The sequence below is a fragment of the Levilactobacillus namurensis genome (genome assembly GCF_032197885.1).
In the GTDB taxonomy this organism is placed as follows: domain Bacteria; phylum Bacillota; class Bacilli; order Lactobacillales; family Lactobacillaceae; genus Levilactobacillus; species Levilactobacillus namurensis_A.
Genome location: NZ_CP134159.1, coordinates 866144 through 884913 on the forward strand (window position 1 = coordinate 866144; position 18770 = coordinate 884913).

The following is an 18770-nucleotide window of genomic DNA, read 5'->3' on the forward strand; positions in this document are numbered from 1 at the left end:
TGATGACAACAGACGAAAAACGGGTCCATCCTCCGCTGGGGATGGGCCCGTTTTGATTGTGGAATTATTTAAGTTTGCCGGTGGTGTTGTTGAAGTAGTTGACCTTGTAGTGGCCGTCCTTCACGGTTAATTTCGTGACCGAACCGTTCTTGGCGGAACTCGCAACGTCAATGTCGGAATACTTGGACACGATGCTGCGGATGGTGGTCCCGTGCGTTGCGATGACCACCTTGTCGCCATCCTGAGCGGCCGCCACGATGGCGTCTAGGCCGGGTTGCAGGCGATCCCAGAACTCCTGGTCGTTTTCGGCATCGTGGAAGGGGTCGTGTTCCTTGATCAGGTCGCGGGTCTTCTCGATGCTCAGATCGCGAATCATGGCGTCGTAGGAGTGCGACCCTACCGGTGAACCGACGAAGTGGGCGGTGAAGGTCGAGTCGAGTCCTTCAAAGAAACCGAAATTCTCTTCTCGCAGGGCCGGGGCCGTCTGAAGGTCGGCGACGTCGAGGGTGTCGTTAGCCGCTAAGATGTGTTGCGCCGTGGTCTGGGCCCGTAGCATGTCGCTAGCGTACGCGGCCGCGAACGGAATCTTAGCGAGTCGTTGACCGACCCGATCAGCATCGGCGATTCCCTGAGCAGTCAGGGGGGAGTCGGACCAGCCCTGCATCCGGTGATACTTGTTGAGATAGGTCTGGCCGTGACGGACCAGATAGAGTTCGATGGTTGCCATGAAAAACGCTCCTTATAGATTAATTAGCCTCGGGCGGTGATGCCCGCGCGAGACTCGGGTGATATCAACAGACCTTAGTGTATCACATTGTCTGGTAGGGAAACGAGTTATGCTTGATTTGATTTGCTAGGTAAATTGCTGAGACGGTATTTAGAGATGACGTAAGGTTGGTGAAAAATGGCTACTGAGAAGTAGACACGATAGCGTAATTGTAAGCCGTGAGGGCGGGGAATAGGCCCCCAACAATTGTCCCTAGTTGAGGACCCCCAGCTTCTGCCGAATCTCACGAGCGGTGGTAGCGCTACTGGTGAAGATGACGCGGTCGTTGACCTTGAGGAGGGTCTCACCGGTTGGCCGTAGGAAGTGGCCGTCCCGGTAGATTCGGCTGATGGTGATGTCGCCTACGAACGGGAGCTGACGGATCGCCAAGTCGGTGTAGCGCCGGTTCCGTAGTGTCACTTCGTAGACCGTGGTGTTGCTAGACGTCAGTAAGCGAAGCGTGGTAGGCGTTTCAATCAAGCTACGCAACATCGCAATATTGACACTAGGTGTGTTATAGACTTCGATGCCCAGGGCGATGAGTTCATCGGCCCGTTGGTCTAAGACGTTGCGGTCCTCGAACCGGACAATCACCCGGGTGACCCCGTAGGCTTTGGCGGCCTTAGCCAGTTCGTAGTTCTTGGTGGCGTTGAAGTGTCCCAGAACCACGGTGTTGGCATCAAAGACCCCGGCGGCCTTAGCTGATTCGGGGGTCAGTTCTGGAAGCAACTGGGTGTTGACTTCGGAGTTATAGGTCCGGTAGTTGGTATCCTTGTCCGTGTACATGGTGATGTCGTACCAGCCCTGGGAAAGTTGCTGGGCGACCGGTACCGTCATTAGGTTGGTCCCGATGAAGTGAACCGTGGTCTTCTTCAGATCCTCGGCTTCGGCGGAATAACTCATATTGAAGAGGAGCGGTCCGCAGACACAGGTCAGGATGGCCGCTAATAGGAAGGCGCCAGATTGTTGGCTGGTCACGGCGTGCATGGCCTTGGCAACTTGCAAGACGGCTAGGACCATGGTGATGGTGACCGCGGACATGGCGGTACCGGCCAGGGCGTTACCGCGTTTGAAGCGGAGCCGTAAAACCCCGTAGACGGTGACTTTGGCCAATAGGTAGGCCACGAAGAAAGCGGGGATCAGGATCAACGTGGCAGGTTGGGCCAGCAGTTGCCGCAGGTTCAGGTTGGCACCGCTCATCATGAAGAAGATGGGGATGAAGAACCCGTACCCGATGGCGTCGAGGCGGACCTTAGTGTCTTCGCGGGGCTGTAGCAGCTTCATCACGATCCCCGCGACAAAGGCGCCCAAGATTCCCTCGGCCCCCACGGATTCGGCCAGGACCACCAGGCTGAAGATCAGGAAGAAAGCCAGCCGAATGTCGAGTTGAGTGGTCGATTTGTTGATTCGTTCGTAGAAGTTGAAGAACGGCTTGAACCGAATGAACAGCACACCAGCGGCCACAAAGATTAAGAGGATCAACCATAGGGACTGATTGTGGCTACCGAAGATGGCCGCGTAGATGGTCAGGGACAGTAGGGGGACGATTTCCCCCAGGGCGGCGATCAGGAGGACCGTTTGCCCGAATGGCTTACTCAAAAGTTCCTTTTCCTTTAGGGTCGCAATCACGATTCCTAGGGAGATGGTCATGAAGATGATGGCGGCTAACCAGGGGTCGGAGAAGAGCTTGAGGGCCACCAGTCCCCAGCCAAGCAGTAGTGAACAGACCGCAATCAGCAGGTAACTAAGACCGGCCAGGAAGACCGGCGAGTACTTGGGCGCGTTATTGGCGACCTTCGCGGCTAGAGGTGTCTGGGGTGTCTTGCGGCGCCCGAAGAGGCTGAAGTCGATCTCCATCCCACTGAGAAACATTAAGAAGATGACCCCGGTATTCGATAGTAGGGTCAACGTGTCGTTAGTGTGGACCATGTTGAGGGCACTGGGGCCCAATAAGATGCCGACTAGGATCTCGACCACGGCGGTTGGTAAGAGGCTTAACCGAAACCGAGCCATGGCTAATGGGGTCACCAGTGCGGCTGCTAAAATGATTAATAGTGATAATTGATTCATCTGAAATCCCCCCCGAACTTTGGCTCTATTATAGCAAACTGACCCTTAAGCGCGGTGGTTGGTGCTTGGGGGCGCATTGCTTTATTTGTCAGGGAAAGAAGTGTAAAATTGTTAGGCGAATTATTGCAGAACTGACCGGCAGGTTGTCAGTCACACCAAGGAGGAATTGCGTTGGCAGATTCAATCAAAGCCCGAGAACAAAAGCATTTAGATGAGGTCGTTGCCAAGATCAAGGTGGCCCAAGCGGAGGCTAAGAAACGAATCGACGTTGCCGAAAGCGATGAGGCGGGGATTCGGAAGAACTTTGTCAACAATCTGCGGCTCAAGACGGATAGTTACGAAGGCATCATGGAAACCGCGTTATCCGTACGGCAGCAGCAACAGATGTTGGCTGAACGACAGAACAGTTGGCAACACGCCACCACGGAATTGAGTACGTTGAAGCGCCTGGAGAAGCGGGCCTACTTCGCTCGAATCGACTTTCAGGAAGGGCCTAACGCCAAGCCAGAGACCATCTATATCGGCCTGGGGTCCTTCTCGGATACGCCGGATCACTTCCTGATCTACGACTGGCGGGCGCCCATCTCCAGTATCTACTACGATGGGGAGCTGGGGAACGTCAGCTACCAGACGCCGGACGGTGAACAGAGCGTCGACGTGAAGCTAAAGCGGCAGTTCCAGATCGAAGATGGCACCATCGTCACGCTGTACGATACGGACCAGACTGTGACGGACCAGATGCTGCTGTCGGCGCTGAGTGAACATTCCGATACCCATATGAAGAGTATCGTGACCACCATTCAAAAGGAACAAAACCAGATCATCCGGGACACCCATTCCGACCTGCTGTTCGTGCAGGGGGCGGCGGGGTCCGGGAAGACGGCGGCCATCTTACAACGAGTGGCCTTCCTCCTGTACCGTTACCGGGGACACTTAACGGCGGGACAAGTTATGTTGTTCTCCCCCAACCAACTCTTTAACGACTATATCGACCAAGTGCTGCCTGAACTGGGTGAGCACAACATGGTCCAGATGACCTACTACCAGTACGCGGGGCGGCGGATGCCGAAGATCGACATTGAGACCCTAGCGCAACGCTTTGCGGAGAGTAATACGCCGGCTGAGAAAAAGATCACCCAATTAAAGGGGAGTCTGGCCTTCTTCAATGCGGTGACCCATTACGCGGACCATTTGGAACAGCGGGGGATGGTCTTCCGCAATATTGTCTTCCAAGGCAAACCGTTCATTCCTAAGGAGAAGATCCAAGAGATCTACTACAGTTTCAATCGCAACTATCACTTGGGCAACCGGCTCCAGGCGACTAAGGAAGCCTTGATTCGGATCCTGAACCGGCGGATTGCGGGAGAAATGAAGTCTAAGTGGGTTGAAGAGACCATCCAGGACCTGAGTAAAGAAGAGCTGGATAGCCTGTACGGGGACCATCCACGGGAATTCGAATCGGCGGACAAGGAATTCCAGTTCTTGGCCCGTAAAGTGGTCATGCAGTCACTGGAATCCGTTCGGCGGGCCATCGTTCGGGCACGGTTCTTGAGTATCAATAACCAATACGTGCATATGTTGCGGGAGATGCCCCGGCACATTGACCTGACCCAGTACGGCATCACCCAGGCGGATTGGGATGCCAGTGTGGACACCACGATCAGTGAATTGCGCGACCACCGGATGCAGTTGATCAACACCACGCCGTACCTGTACCTTTACGATAAGATTGCCGGGAAGAGCGGTGACCGGGAGATGCGCTACGTCTTCATGGACGAGATTCAAGACTACAATGCGTTCCAGTTGGCCTTTTTGAAGACCACGTTCCCCCGGGCGCGGTTTACCATGCTGGGGGATCTGAACCAGGCCATCTTCACCAAAGAAAACAGCCACACGTTATTGCAGGAGTTGAGCACCATGTTCGATCCTGAGAAGACGCGGGTGGTCCAGTTGACCCAGTCGTACCGGTCAACGCAACAGGTGACCGACTTCACCAAGCACATCTTGAAGAACGGGGAAGCGGTGACGTCGTTTGCCCGTGAAGGGGAGTTGCCGACGATGACGGTGGCGCCGGACGAGGACGCTGCCCTCCAACGGGTGATGGCGGAGCTGAAGCGCAATGACCAGGATCACGAGACCACGGCCATTATTGGAAAAGACTTAGCGGACTGTCGCGAGATTACGGAGAAGCTGACGGCAGCGGGCGTTCAGGTGACGCTAATTCGCTCGGAGAACCAGCGGCTGGCGCCCGGAATCATCGTGGTGCCGTCGTTCCTGGCCAAGGGGCTCGAGTTCGACGCGGTCATTGTCTGGCACGCCTCGAAGAGTCGCTACGGGGCGGACGACGAACGGCAGTTGTTGTACACCATCTGCTCGCGGGCCATGCACCGGTTGAGCCTGGTAGCGATTGACCAGTTATCGCCACTGCTGAGTGACGTGCCGGCAGATGAATTTGAAGTCGTGAATGTAGATTAATCGAGGACCGTTCGGGGCCGGAGCTTTTCCGGTTACGAACGGTCTTTTTTAGGGGCTGGTAGGAACACTCAGGGATTTGGGGAGCCGAAAGCGGTTTATTTGTTGGATAAATGCGTTATAATGGGAGATAAATTTTGCAAAATCATTTCGAGGTGTCTTCATGAGTGATCCCATTAATTACAATGCATTTACCCGCGACCAGTGGAAGCAGTTCGCCAACGCCACGGCACTGCCCCTGACTCCCGAAAGTCTACGGCAGATCAAAGCCTTCAATGACCGTATCTCCCTTCAAGACGTCCAGGATGTGTACATTCCGTTGATCCACCTATTACGACTCGAGTTCGACCGTTACCGGCAACTCCAGAAGGACAAGGCGGCCTTCCTGCACCAAGCCCCGCACCGGGTGCCGTTCATCATCGGGATTGCCGGTAGTGTGGCGGTGGGGAAGAGTACCGCGGCCCGCTTGCTTGAAGTCCTGTTGAACCACTACTTTGTGGGGCAGCGAATTCAGCTGATCACTACCGACGGCTTCTTGTACAGTAACGAAGAGCTGAAGAAGCGGAACCTGATGGCGCGTAAGGGGTTCCCGGAAAGCTACGATATGTCGTCGCTGATTCATTTTTTGAACGAAGTGAAATCGGGCAAGCCGTTGATCAAGGCGCCCCTGTATTCGCATAAAATCTATGATGTGATTCCCGACCAGTTCGAGTACATCGTTCACCCGGACATCTTGATCGTTGAAGGAATCAACACCCTGCAACTCCCCACCAACGAGCAGATCTACGTCAGTGACTTTACCGACTTTTCCATCTACGTGGATGCCGAGGCGTCGCTGATTGAGACCTGGTTCTTGGAGCGGTTCGAGTTACTCCTCCAGACGGCCTTTCAAGATCCGACTAACTACTACTACCCTTATGCCATCGGGGACCACGACCAGGCCATGCGTAAGAGCAAGCAGGTCTGGCACGATATCGACCTGAAGAACTTGGAAGAGTACATCTTACCGACCCGTAATCGGGCGGATATGATCATTCACAAGACCTATCATCACCGCATCGACCGGTTGTTGTTGCGGAAGTATTAGCCTGACCACACAGCCCCCGGGACCCAATGGTGTCCGGGGGCTGACTGTTGGCGAAAAGGAGGGGACGGTATGCTACGGAATGCAGAAATCGTTGATGGGCCGGCGGTCGCCATGCTGGTCTTACACGAGTTGGAACGCCGGCAGTACCGGCAACTCCGCCGGGTCACCAAGGAACAGCTGTCGCAATTGCTGTTTGTGGGTTACCGGGAACCGGGATTTCGGTATAACTACCACTTAGCGCGGGTCTATCAGAACCAGGGGGTCGCGGTTGGGGTGGCGTTCGGCTTTCCAGCGGAACAGGAAGGTCAGTTGGATAACCAATGGACTACGCTGTTCGAGCGGTTGCAGATCACGCCGCCACAGCAGCCGGTGGTCTGTCCCCGTGCGTTGCCCGACGAGTGGTACCTGGACTTATTGACGGTCAATCCCCGGTATGCGCATAAGACTTATCAGCTGAAGTGGTTTGACGAGTGGTTGATGACTGATGTGCTCCAGCGCGCCCGGGTCAGTGACAAGCCCGTGGTGGGGTTAGATGTGCGTCCGGGGACTGCAATCGCTTCCTTAGCGGCCCAGTATGGATTTGTCAGCACCCAGCGGCGACGCTTTGACCGGCAAACCTACTTACACTTGCGTTATCGGCGGTCTTAATCGGCAATTTTTGATTGACCCGCACCGGTGAAATTAGTATTATATAGGCAGTGTTATCCAAAAAAGAAAGGGTGAATGGCTTGGCAAACGTTGATCTGTCCAAATTTGACAAAATCATCGTCTTAGACTTCGGTAGTCAGTATAATCAGCTGATTACGCGCCGGATTCGTGACTTAGGCGTTTACTCCGAGCTCAAGGCGCACACCATGAGTGCCGCTGAGATTAAAGCTTGGGGCCCTAAGGGAATCATCTTTTCTGGGGGACCGAACAGTGTCTATGATGATGACGCGTTGAAGGTCGATTCAGAAATCTTTAACCTAGGGATTCCGATTCTGGGAATCTGCTACGGGATGCAACTGATGGCCTACGATCTCCCTGGTGGGAAGGTCGAATCAGCGAATAACCGCGAATACGGTCGCGCTGAGATTGAGGTCTTAAGTGACGACGCAACGCTCTTCAAGGGAACCCCTAAGAAGCAGACGGTGTGGATGAGTCATGGGGACTTGGTGACGCAGGTCCCAGATGGTTTTGAACGGGTCGCAACTAGTGAGAATTGCCCGATTTCGGCCATTCAAGACGTTTCCCGGAACTTCTACGGGTTACAATTCCATACGGAAGTTCGCAACACGGAATACGGTACCGACATTCTCAAGCACTTTACGTTTGATGTTTGTCAGGCGGAAGCCAACTGGTCAATGGACGATTTCATTGATCTGCAGATTGAACAGATCCGCGAGACGGTCGGCGATAAGCGCGTCTTGTTAGGGCTGTCTGGTGGGGTCGATTCCTCCGTGGTCGGGGTGCTGTTGCACAAGGCTATTGGGAACCAACTGACTAGTATCTTCGTGGACCACGGGCTACTCCGGAAGGGTGAAGCCAAGCAGGTCATGGACAGCCTGGAAGGCAAGTTCGGCTTGAACATCGTCAAGGTTGACGCGCAGGACCGCTTCATGAGTAAGCTGGCCGGCGTGACGGAACCGGAAAAGAAACGGAAGATCATCGGTAACGAGTTCATCCAAGTCTTTAACGACGAGGCGCAAAAGCTGGACGGTATCGACTTCTTGGCCCAAGGGACCCTGTACACCGACGTGATCGAAAGTGGGACCGATACGGCACAGACCATTAAGTCCCACCATAACGTGGGTGGCCTGCCGAAGGACATGCATTTCCAATTGATCGAACCGCTCCGGTCCCTGTTCAAGGACGAAGCCCGGAGCTTGGGTGAGAAGCTGGGGATGCCGAGTGACTTAGTCTGGCGGCAACCGTTCCCTGGCCCTGGTCTGGGAATTCGGGTCTTGGGCGAGATTACGCCTGAGAAACTCCAGATTGTTCGGGACAGTGACCTGATCTTACGAGAAGAAATCAAAAAGGCCGGTTTAGACCGGGATATCTGGCAATACTTCACGGTCTTGCCAAACATCAAGAGTGTCGGGGTCATGGGCGATGGCCGGACCTACGATTATGCGGTCGGTATCCGGGCGGTAACGTCCATCGACGGCATGACGGCCGACTTCGCGCACATTCCATGGGATGTCTTACAAGCCATCTCCGTGCGGATCGTCAACGAAGTTAAGCACGTGAACCGCATTCTGTATGACGTCACGAGTAAGCCGCCTTCGACAATTGAGTGGGAGTAAGCTTCCTGCTCGGTAAATTAAATTGTTAAAGAAATGGTGTTCAGGGAAAACCTGGATGCCATTTTTGTTTGGAGAAGTTTTTGCTTGACTTGTTTAAAGTAAGCATATAAACTGAACTTATTCTACGAAAACGTAGAATAGTAAACAACGGAATTAGGAGACCGATGATGTTGGAATCATGGAGATTAACGGAAGACCTAAACGTGACCGATGGTATCCTCTTCTTTTACGATGAGGGGTGTGCGCATTGTGTCACGCAACAACGGGCCGTGGAATCGGTGACGGCCCAACTAGCGGGCACTTTACCCGTTTATCAGATCAACGTGTACCAACAGCCGCAAGTGGCCCGGACGTGGGGCGTCACCAGTACCCCGACCCTGATTCTGGTCCAAGCCGGTCAAGCGGTCGCAACTTATACACATGATTTAGACGCCGCCCAATTGCGGACGGTGATTCATTATTATTTTGGAGGGATTAAGATGGCTGAAGAGAAATCAGAGTCAACGGAGACGTTACACATGGTGACGGGCGGAAGTTCACTGAGCACGGGCGTCTGTGGCCCGGATGGATGTGAGATCGACTGGAACCAGGCTGCGACGAAACCCACGACGCAAAAGAAGCAGGCCGCCCATGACCACGACTAACTTAGCGGAGACCTATCGGGACGCAGCTTACACCCAATTGGTCAGGGTGGGGAAGGCGCTAGGCAATAGCTCCCGCTTAAAGCTTTTGAACAACCTGGTTCAGGGACCGAAAACCGTCGAGGAATTAGCCAAGACGGTGGGGTTGAGTGTGGGCACGGCGTCAAAAAACCTCCAGCTCTTGAAACAGGTGGGGCTGGTTCGTGTGGAACGACGCGGTAACTATGTGGTGTACGACTTAGCCTCAGCGCAAGTCCCGCAGGTGCTCTCACTGTTGGTCGATGTGAGTGAGCAAGCTCTGCCGGAACTCCGCGCCTTAGAGCAACAGCTGTCCGCCCAACGGCCACCCTTACCGCAATTATCGATTACGGACATCACCCGGGAATTGGCGACCGGTCAACCGTACCTGATTGATTTACGGCCTGCTGACGAGTATCAAGTTGCCCATCTCCCGGGGGCGCATAACTTCCCCTATGATCAGATCATGCAGCGGTTGGCCGAGATTCCCCGTGATCGGGAATTGGTGGTCTACTGCCGCGGTCGGCTGTGTGGCTATTCTGAAATGATTGGTCAGCAGCTCAAAGACCGGGGGTATCAAGTTCAGATTTTTCAAATGACGGTTTGGGAGTGGCAACAGGCCCAAGCCCAATAGACGGAAACATTCATTAAGGAGACGATGAGAAAATTATGGAAATCGAATACTGGTCCGACATTGCTTGCCCCTTCTGCTACATCGGGTCGACTCGGATGAAGCGGGCGATGAAAGAAATCGGCATCTATCAGGATACCAAACTGGTCTTAAAGGCCTTCCAACTGAATCCCATGGAAGCCAAGATGGCTAAGCCGGGCGACTACCTCAATCACTTTACGGGTGGTCGCGCAGAGATGGCCGACCAGGCTAAGGAGAAGATGGCCTACATCTCCCAGATGGCCGCCGAGGAAGGCTTAGACTTTCACCTGGATAAGGTGATTCCGACGAACACGATGGATGCGCACCGTCTGATCAAGTTGGCGGCGAGCCATGGTGACCGGGAGCTGACGGAACGGGTTATCAACCGGTTCTACCAGGTCTACTTTACGGATGGGGAGTCCATCGCCGACGCTGACGTGTTGACCCGAGCCGCTCACGACGCCGGCTTAGCCGATGATGAGGTACAACAAGTTTTAGCGTCCCAGGACTACCAGAAGGAAGTTGTGGCGGACGAACAACAAGCCCAAGAAATGGGCATTCAAGGCGCCCCATTCTTTGTGTTGAATCACAAATACGGGATCAGTGGTGCACAACCTTACGACGTCTTTGTGAAGGCTTTAAGACAGGTTTTAGCCGAAGAAGAAGCCGAGGCTTAAACGCAACCCCCGTTGGTCAGGTTATCGCTGATCAACGGGGGATTTTTTTGAGAGGTCGTTTATATGGTGACCGTTTTATCCAATAATCATAAAATGGTGTAGCTTATTAATAATGATTAGTTTATAATCATCATAAGTTAATTGATACGCAGCCAACCACGAAAGCGAGTAAACTTATGGTGACTAAACGATCAAGGAAGATGATGAAAAGTCTCAGCCTAGTGGCGACGATGGGGCTATGCCTCTGGGGCGTGCCCATCCAAGCCACGGCAACCGCCAAGACCCCGCATTGGGGTAGTTGGAAGACCACGACCGTGACTTACTGTTATCAGGGGTCTTCCGCGTATTACCAGAGCATCTGGAAATCAGCCGCACAGCAATGGACCCGTTCGGGAACGGTGCGCTTGAAGGCTGTGAAGACGCCGCAACAGGCCGATGTGGTGGTAAAGGGCGCCAGCGTCCAGGTGGCACGTCAGGGCATGGCGGGCGTGACCCACTACGCTTATCGACCGAATAAGGTGGTCCACGAGATTACCTCCGCGAAAGCCATGCTAAACCACCAGGTGTTGTCCGCTCACCGGTACACTAAGAAGCAGCGCACCAACGTGGCGGCCCATGAACTGGGGCACGCGTTGGGCTTAGGCCACTCCAAGAGTCGGCGTAGTGTGATGCACAAGTCGAACCGGCACGCGACCATCAGTCGGCAGGATCGCCTAGCACTGAAGCGGGCGTACCGGAATCGTAAATAACCGCTAGAAGTCATCAACCGGTGGGGGATGGCTTTTTCTGTGTGGAATATCGGTGTCGTGAGGCGTTGAGGTTTAATTGGTACTGAATAAAGCCGCTAGCGAATTGAATCGCCAGCGGCTTTTTGAGCATTCTCAATTAATGTAACGGTTATTCAACTGGCGTGACGGTTGGCACAGCAGAATCAGGACAATTAAGCCACCGACCATGGGGACTAGGTTAAGTAGCCAGAAGGCGCCACTGTAGCCCAGGTCGTGGAAGCGGCGAATCTCTGCCGTGAAGCTGGCAATCCATAGGCCGACGTAAGCCACGAACATGACCAGTAACAGGGCGTAGAAGAATAGCGCCGAGAGTCCCGTGGGTTCGTAAGCGTCATCCAGTCCGCCGAAGAGTGCCAAGAGGAAGAAGGCGACTAAAGACGCAGCACCGGCTAGTAGGCCGATGCCTAAAGCGGCCCACCAGTAATCGGCGCGTCCCATACGCTTATTGATAGTCAGGGCATCGCGGAAGTAGAGCTTGGTGGAGACGACCAGTCCAGGAACGGGACTTTCATTATAGACAGCATCGCCGGGTTGCGGCTGTGATTGGTGATAGGTTGAGCCGGCAGTGTTTGGCTGCGGATTAGTTTGCTGGGTGGTCTGGGTGGCGACGGCTTGACCGTGGCCGCAGTACGGGCAGAATTCGGCGTCACGGGGAATGGACTTGCCACAGTTAGTACAGAACTTGGTTTCGTGCATGGAAAAGACTTCCTTATATTATGTATGTTGTCAGCTTTTCGCGTCATCGGGAGTGGACGGGTCCGGTGGGGAACGGTGTCCGGCACCAAGACTAAGTTTCATCATATTGAGAACAGATGGGAAAGTCAATTGCAAAACGTCTGGGGGAATGGGAACGGACTTATTAATCAGTTTGACTGGCCTTTAAAGATTTACCCTATTCAACGGTTAGTTAAGTAAAACAACTAAAATATTATCCATATTGTAAAAGAAAGATGGGTACGACTGGTAATGATGATGAGACGCACCATTATAGCATTATATTGATAGCATAGGGAAACCGGTCTATTCCAAAACGGTTCATCCGATTGACTTTGTCGGGCTATTAAGGTTATAATAAATGGTAACAAATAAGCTTATGTGTGCATAAAACTTATCTGATTTTGGTCATTGTTGAATAGGGGGACCAATCATGGGTGTTATGGAGAAGAAGACGCATTTCAAGATGTATAAATCACACAAGGGCTGGCTGGTTGCGGGAATCACCGCAACGAGTTTAGCAGTGGGTTTAGTTGTGGGACCACAGGCAGAACAAACGGCTCAGGCGAGTGATGCGGCACCCGCAACCGAGTCGATCAGTGAAGGTAATGACGTTGAACAGGGCTCTAGTGCTACGCTGCGGTCGACTACCGAAAGTGATGCTAATTCGGTGTCCCAGGAAACGCCATCAGGGACTGAATCAGTAACGGGAGATAGTCAGGCCGAAACGACCGACCAGAAGAACCCGGCTGACGCGACTAATCAGGATTCGAAGACGACAACTTCGGATGATCATGTGGTGAGTGAATCTTCTAGCGACCAGAGTGGCCAAAGTGAAAGTTCTGCGCCAGCCGATGAATCGACTAATGAAGAGAGTACATTGTTAACTAAAGAAACTGAAAGCGAGCCGGTTGATTCAGCTGTTGAAGAAAGCACAACAACGAATGACGTTCAACAGGTAAAGAAAATCAATCAGACTAGCGTGAAGAGCGCTGATATGGTGGATAAACAAGCGGATGCTAAGGCTGACGCGCAAACAATCGATCAGTGGATGCCTAACAAGACTTTACAGCAATGGGTGTTACAAGCTTTAAATAGTCCAAGAAGCAGCACTAAGCCGGACGACGTTAAGATTACCAGCGTGGATCAAATTACACCTGAAGATATGCAGTACCTAACGAACTTTAGTACTGAAATTTACGGGACAACTTATATTGATGGTAAGACCTCTTTCTCGCTTAAGGGACTTCAGTACGCCACGAATTTAACTCATTTGGATCTCACCAATGATATTGATACAGATCCTAATGCTTTACGTGGGGATATCACGGATTTGTCTCCTTTGAGTGATTTAACTAAATTAACTTGGCTACAAACGGGGCTAAGTCGGATATCGGACATCACGCCAATTAGTGGACTGAAAAATATTAAATCTTTATTCTTGGGGATTGCGAACATCTCGGACTTTTCATCGTTGAATTCTGCCCAATATACGGAGAGATTTGCAATTGAGCAACAGTTTGTCGAAAATAAAGTCGTCTATATTCCAACGACGGGGAAGTATGAGATGATTAATCCGGTAAAGCCTCCCAAGGGCATGACGATGACGGTTCGTGATCAGGCTGGGATTGGAATCCCAATCATTCCCGAAACTTTTCCGAATTCAACTGTTCGAGTGTTTTGGCAGGGTGGTACGGGAAGCTTGTCTGCTGATCAGAGTAAGCTAGAGTATCAGGCAACACAAAATCAAGTTGAACCAGGACAGACGTACAATCCTTTCGCTAGTAAATATCAAAATATGCCACAAGAGGATTTCACTTTCTGGTTTAATTCGATTTTTGATTTTACTGGTAATGGCAAGACGATTAGTTCAGCCGTTGCAATGGTAACGCCTTACCGGGTTTCCATTCCGGCGTCACCCGTCACAATCAACTACGTCAATGAACAAAACGTTTCACTGGCCAATTCTACGCAATTAAGTGGATTACAGGGCGAACCTTACGAAGTCAGTGCGCCAGTCATTCCAGGATACGTGGTCACTAACGCTGACACAACGGTGACGGGAAACTTTACGGACATGCCCCAGTCGATTACGTTTACTTACAAGAGTGCGTTGGTCAACGTCACCCAAGTAACCGAGCAGATTAAGTATCAGGATGCCCAGGGAAATCAGGTTGCTGATTCAGCGGCACAACAAGTAACCTTTGCAACGATTACGGACCCGAATACCCGAGTTGATCATGTATATAGTAAAGTCGGCTCGGATACCAATATGACGCTGGATAAGGATGGTCAACCGGATGCTTCGTGGACGTTGTACCTAGACGGTAGTACGATTTCGCTGGCGGCAGTGGCTAACCCGGAGATCAAGGGGATGCACGTCATTAAAACCACGGACCCGGCTAATGATTTGACGCAGACAGTGGCCCAGATTGTAACGAACCAGTCTAAGAATTTGGCCTTCGTGGTAACTTATGGACACGATTTCGATACGGTGCTCAACCAGGTCAAGGAAAACATCACTTACGTGGACCAATCTGGCCAGCAGGTCGCCACACCAGTTGACAAGGCCATCACATTTGCGACGGTGACGGATCAGACCAATCAACAGTCGGTCGTTTACAGTCACGTCGGTGATGCCCAAGCGCCTGCACTAGATGAAAATGGAACTCCAACGGATACGAGTTGGGTGCTTTATCAGACTGGACAGCCAATTGCTTTTGAGGCAGTCGTTAACCCGACCGTTAAAGGCATGCACGTCATCAAGACCACGGATTCCGCTAATGATTTAACGCAGACCACGGCCCAGAACGTGACGCCTACCAGTCAAAACTTAGCTTTCGTGGTCACCTACGGACACGATTTCGATACGGTGCTCAACCAGGTTAAGGAAAACATCACCTACGTGGATCAATCTGGCCAGCAGGTCGCTACACCAGTTGATAAGACCATCACGTTTGCGACAGTGACAGACCAGAGTAATCAACAGTCAGTTATTTACAGTTACGTTGGGGATGCCCAGACGCCTGGGTTAGATGAAAATGGCGTACCGACGGACGCTAACTGGGCGGTTTACCAAGCGGGGCAACCCGTCACGTTTGCGGCAGTGACGAACCCAGCGGTCAAGGGGATGCACGTGGTGAAGACCACGGACCCTGCCAATGATTTGACGCAAACCACGGCTCAAGCGGTCACCAATGCGAGTCAGAATCTCGCAATCGTGGTGACTTACGCCCACGACTTTGAGACCACGCTGAAGCATGTCACGGAAAACATCACTTACGTGGATCAAAACGGCCAACAGGTCGCCACACCAGTTGACAAGACCATCACGTTTGCGACGGTGACGGATCAGAGCAATCAGAAGTCGGTCATTTACAGTAATGATGGCGAGGCCCAAGCCCCTAAGTTAGACGAAAATGGGGTGCCAACGGATGCGAGCTGGGTGGTTTACCAGGATGGAACGCAGTTAACCTTCGCGGCGGTTCCGAACCCTAAGGTTGCAGGTCAGCACGTGGTAAAGACCACGGACCCGGCTAACGACTTAACGCAGACCACGGTCCAGAGCATCACGCCAACCAGTGAGAATTTAACGTTCGTGGTCACCTACGCTGCAGATGCAACCACTGGTGGCGGTGGTGACAACGGCAACAATGGTGGCGATAACGGTGGCGGTGACATTGACACTGGTGGTAATGGCAATACCGTGAACCCAGAAGTTCCCGAGGTTCCAGATACGGGGAACAACGGCGGTAACGTGGTGGCACCAGGTGACAATGGCGACCAAGCAGCGGTTAAGCCAACGAAGAAGCCATCCAAGCCAGGGTTAAGTAATGGTGGTAACGCGGCAACCGCGGCAAACGGCGGTTCCGCGGCCACGGCTGATCTAGTCAGTCAGAGTGCGCCAGCTAAGCAGCAATCGCTGGGTACGGTTACCCATGAGACGACCGCGCCAGCTGCCGACAAGTTACCACAGACGAGTGATCAGCAAAACAAGGGTGCAGCAGTCATCGGACTGGCACTGTTGGGATCATTGGCTGGTTTGTTGGGGTTGAAGAAGCGGAAAAATTAGATTTAAGAGATAGGTATTTATTTAAGGTTGGTCTAAGGCTTTAACTGTCACTAGTTGACAGTTGAGGCCTTAGACTTTTTTGGTAACATGAGTTTTATTTTTTGTATTAAGGTGTGTTAAAAATAGATGTTCGTTTTGCGGAGTTAGTGGTTGACTATTAAGATGATTCTTATTTTGATAATGACTGGCGCTGCTGTTACATACTAATTTATAGTGTGTGGTATGCTGCTTGTGAGGGAGTACAACTAATCCAATCTGGCATTTAAAATAGGTGAGAATCAGGAATGCTAAAAGAAGTATTGATTAATTGGAAAAATATCTGGTTTTGATGAGGAAAAAGGTATAATTGCAATACTTTGTACCCTATGATTGGAACTTATTGACGTGTATTATTTATTTGAGGGCTATAAACTAAATATTGACTTTAAGTAAGTTAAGTGATTTTTTGATATAATGAATTTGATTGAATAATATTTAACAAATTAAATTAGGGGAGGGATTGTTTTGCGTTTAAATCAGAAATCATTGGAAAGAGACCAACTAAAGGTTGATGAATTGATGAAACCTTATCAGGGAAAGTTGGTTTCTGAACTAAAACGAGGATTTCTTCAAAATTACTCGCAAGACACCAAGGCATCGTTTGCGGTTTTAGCAAGAAGAATGTTTGGGATATCTGATAATCATTTGAGTTTGGATAGCAGCGAGAAGCCTTTAATTCTAAAAACGATTAGGGTTACTGGCAATGACCAGCCCGCTGAAAATATGTCTTTTTTTGAAGTGCGGTTTGATGAGTGGTTAGAAGCGGATTCTTGGCATGAGACGATGCTGTATCAGTATTTTTATGATACGCAGTTCGTGTTTCAAGTTTTTCAGCAGTTTCCATCCGGTTTACGTGTCCCAGATAATCAGATGACCTTCAAGCGAGCACTGGTATGGCAGATGCCCGATTATGACCTAGAGCATGGTTTAAAGAAATTATGGTTAGATACCTGTCATTTGATTAAAACAAATCAAATTCGTATTGTGCCCAAGAAGCAAAAAACAGGTAAGATTATTTATCGGAATAATTTGCCCAAATCCAAGGATAATACCGTATGTCATTTACGTCCTGGAGGGAAGAATGGTAAGGACGTGATAATGTTACCCAGTGGTCAGGAAATTGCTAGACAAAGATTATGGTTAAACAAGCAGTATGTAAATGATGTCATTCTTTGAGGAGTGAAGGATATATGGATATGGAACAAACAACAGTAAATTTAAGAGAACTGATTAACGAGAATATTGTTAAACCAGGGAATCAACATATTAAGGTACCTATTGAACGGCCTAATGGTAGTGAATTTGATGGTCATACTTACTTAATTCCATTAGAATACCTGTACTATAATGATCAGAATGGACGAATTGGCTCAGCTATTTCAGAGTATGAGAGTGAACATGGTGAGTTAAAGCCTGGGCATAATGAGGAATATAACCAAGCCATTCAGGAAATGATTGCAAACAGTAATAGTCAAAAGATGAAACGGTTAGTTGATGATATTGGTCGAAAAGGTCAGGCACTTCCAGGGTACGTTTTGAATGATGGACGGGTTGTTGACGGAAATCGACGGTTCACTGCTGAGCGAATTCTTGCTGGTGATGAGTCAGTGGTTGGCAAACAGTATTTTGAAGCGGTCATCTTGGATAATTTGACATTGAATAACGAGGATGACTTGTATCAAATCAAACAGCTTGAGTTGAAGATTCAATTTGGTCAGCTTGAGAAAGAAGATTATGACCCCATCGATAAGGCTATTGATGCTTATAAGACGATTAAGAAAAAACATGTTATGACGAATAAAGAATACGCTAAGTATGCTGATATGAAGCCCATTGATGTTGAAAAGCTAGTTAATGAAGCTGAGTTAGTTGTAGAGTTTCTTAGGTTTATCCATGCAAATGAGCAGAATTATGCAATCGCTAAAGAAATGAAACTTGACGGACCGCTGCAAGATATGTTAGTCGAATATAAGCGGAGCATCAAAGATTCGCCTGATAAAAATGAAATTTTAGGCGCATTATTCACTAAAATCATTCAGCTGCGAACAGATGAAGGGGAGGATGACTTTAAGGCAGCCTTTCGACCGTTAGTTAAAAATGTCATTGGTAAGCACCAACAAGATGATTATTTAGAGGAAGTTGCTGATAGCTCTGATGCAGTTGAGTATGCCTTGCAGCAAGATGCTGATGGTAAGGAGACTGAGGTAAAGAATGCTAGTGAGGTCTTTGCACGTATTAAGAGTGATGAGGAAGCGGTGGCTGCTTTAGTTCAGACAGATGAGGCCAGTACACGAGCATTGGATAAGACGGCGAATGAAAAGCAAAAGGCCGAACCTGTTAAACTTGCTAGGGCCGCGTTGGATAAAGTTGATGCCATTAATCCTGATATTGTTGACATTTTGCCACGTGAGGAATGCGAAAAACTAACAAATATTTTACGAACTTTAGAGGAGAGCATTAGTAATATTCAAGCGCATGCGGAGGAATAA

At 50.6% G+C, this 18770-nt stretch carries 14 protein-coding genes; 11 read left to right on the forward strand and 3 right to left on the reverse strand.

Translation table 11 applies throughout. The annotated features are described in order from the left end of the window. Positions 1-64: 64 nt before the first annotated feature. Positions 65-727 (reverse strand): histidine phosphatase family protein, encoded by a 663-nt coding sequence (locus RIN67_RS04000; protein WP_264999091.1) that lies wholly within the window; start codon positions 725-727, stop codon positions 65-67. 252 nt (positions 728-979) lie between these two features. Next, the gene (locus RIN67_RS04005; RefSeq protein WP_264999092.1) at positions 980-2836 is read right to left on the reverse strand and encodes a cation:proton antiporter family protein; all 1857 of its coding nucleotides are present in this window, start codon (positions 2834-2836) and stop codon (positions 980-982) included. Positions 2837-3007: 171 nt separating this feature from the next. Here RIN67_RS04005 and helD point away from each other — a divergent pair, with 171 nt between their 5' ends. The 8 genes from helD to RIN67_RS04045 all read left to right on the forward strand — a co-directional run bounded on the left by helD (position 3008) and on the right by RIN67_RS04045 (position 11417). Further along, complete coding sequence (helD, locus tag RIN67_RS04010; RefSeq protein WP_264999093.1) at positions 3008-5311, forward strand: RNA polymerase recycling motor HelD; 2304 nt, start codon at positions 3008-3010, stop codon at positions 5309-5311. Between the two features lie 160 nt (positions 5312-5471). Continuing rightward, positions 5472-6395, forward strand: a complete 924-nt coding sequence (coaA, locus tag RIN67_RS04015; protein ID WP_264999094.1) for a type I pantothenate kinase — start codon at positions 5472-5474, stop codon at positions 6393-6395. Between the two features lie 69 nt (positions 6396-6464). Then, positions 6465-7043, forward strand: coding sequence for a hypothetical protein (locus tag RIN67_RS04020; protein WP_264999095.1), 579 nt, complete (start codon positions 6465-6467; stop codon positions 7041-7043). A gap of 80 nt (positions 7044-7123) precedes the next feature. Continuing rightward, positions 7124-8680 carry a glutamine-hydrolyzing GMP synthase gene (guaA, locus tag RIN67_RS04025; RefSeq protein WP_313826008.1) on the forward strand — a complete coding sequence of 519 codons (1557 nt, stop codon included), beginning with the start codon at positions 7124-7126 and terminating at the stop codon, positions 8678-8680. A 170-nt stretch (positions 8681-8850) separates the two neighbouring features. Continuing rightward, a complete protein-coding gene (locus RIN67_RS04030; protein WP_264999096.1) occupies positions 8851-9324 on the forward strand; it encodes a thioredoxin family protein in 474 nt (157 codons plus the stop codon). Continuing rightward, the gene (locus tag RIN67_RS04035) at positions 9311-9973 is read left to right on the forward strand and encodes an ArsR/SmtB family transcription factor (protein WP_107740314.1); all 663 of its coding nucleotides are present in this window, start codon (positions 9311-9313) and stop codon (positions 9971-9973) included. Before RIN67_RS04030 ends, RIN67_RS04035 begins: the two co-directional genes overlap by 14 nt. A gap of 35 nt (positions 9974-10008) precedes the next feature. After that, positions 10009-10668: a DsbA family oxidoreductase gene (locus RIN67_RS04040; RefSeq protein ID WP_264999097.1), complete on the forward strand. Its 660-nt coding sequence runs from the start codon at positions 10009-10011 to the stop codon at positions 10666-10668. A gap of 200 nt (positions 10669-10868) precedes the next feature. Next, positions 10869-11417 carry a matrixin family metalloprotease gene (locus RIN67_RS04045; RefSeq protein ID WP_051413251.1) on the forward strand — a complete coding sequence of 183 codons (549 nt, stop codon included), beginning with the start codon at positions 10869-10871 and terminating at the stop codon, positions 11415-11417. A gap of 132 nt (positions 11418-11549) precedes the next feature. Here the strand turns inward: RIN67_RS04045 and RIN67_RS04050 are convergent, their stop codons facing one another. Further along, entirely contained in the window at positions 11550-12152 is a 603-nt protein-coding gene (locus tag RIN67_RS04050) for a DUF805 domain-containing protein (protein WP_264999098.1), read from the reverse strand. A 451-nt stretch (positions 12153-12603) separates the two neighbouring features. Between RIN67_RS04050 and RIN67_RS04055 the strand changes: the two genes are divergently transcribed. The 3 genes from RIN67_RS04055 (at position 12604) to RIN67_RS04065 (ending at position 18770) form a co-directional block, all read left to right on the forward strand. Continuing rightward, on the forward strand, positions 12604-16242 hold the full coding sequence (locus RIN67_RS04055; protein ID WP_313826007.1) for a MucBP domain-containing protein: 3639 nt from the start codon (positions 12604-12606) through the stop codon (positions 16240-16242). 504 nt (positions 16243-16746) lie between these two features. Further along, positions 16747-17457, forward strand: coding sequence for a PDDEXK family nuclease (locus RIN67_RS04060; RefSeq protein ID WP_264999100.1), 711 nt, complete (start codon positions 16747-16749; stop codon positions 17455-17457). A gap of 14 nt (positions 17458-17471) precedes the next feature. Further along, on the forward strand, positions 17472-18770 hold the full coding sequence (locus RIN67_RS04065; RefSeq protein ID WP_264999101.1) for an RNA polymerase subunit sigma-70: 1299 nt from the start codon (positions 17472-17474) through the stop codon (positions 18768-18770).

What these genes read in the sequence shown, in the direction of transcription:
- RIN67_RS04000 (WP_264999091.1), bottom strand. Translation starts at nt 727, where the DNA reads ATGGCAACCATCGAACTCTATCTGGTCCGTCACGGCCAGACCTATCTC.
- RIN67_RS04005 (WP_264999092.1), bottom strand. Translation starts at nt 2,836, where the DNA reads ATGAATCAATTATCACTATTAATCATTTTAGCAGCCGCACTGGTGACC.
- coaA (WP_264999094.1), top strand. Translation starts at nt 5,472, where the DNA reads ATGAGTGATCCCATTAATTACAATGCATTTACCCGCGACCAGTGGAAG.
- RIN67_RS04020 (WP_264999095.1), top strand. Translation starts at nt 6,465, where the DNA reads ATGCTACGGAATGCAGAAATCGTTGATGGGCCGGCGGTCGCCATGCTG.
- RIN67_RS04035 (WP_107740314.1), top strand. Translation starts at nt 9,311, where the DNA reads ATGACCACGACTAACTTAGCGGAGACCTATCGGGACGCAGCTTACACC.
- RIN67_RS04040 (WP_264999097.1), top strand. Translation starts at nt 10,009, where the DNA reads ATGGAAATCGAATACTGGTCCGACATTGCTTGCCCCTTCTGCTACATC.
- RIN67_RS04045 (WP_051413251.1), top strand. Translation starts at nt 10,869, where the DNA reads ATGATGAAAAGTCTCAGCCTAGTGGCGACGATGGGGCTATGCCTCTGG.
- RIN67_RS04050 (WP_264999098.1), bottom strand. Translation starts at nt 12,152, where the DNA reads ATGCACGAAACCAAGTTCTGTACTAACTGTGGCAAGTCCATTCCCCGT.
- RIN67_RS04055 (WP_313826007.1), top strand. Translation starts at nt 12,604, where the DNA reads ATGGGTGTTATGGAGAAGAAGACGCATTTCAAGATGTATAAATCACAC.
- RIN67_RS04065 (WP_264999101.1), top strand. Translation starts at nt 17,472, where the DNA reads ATGGATATGGAACAAACAACAGTAAATTTAAGAGAACTGATTAACGAG.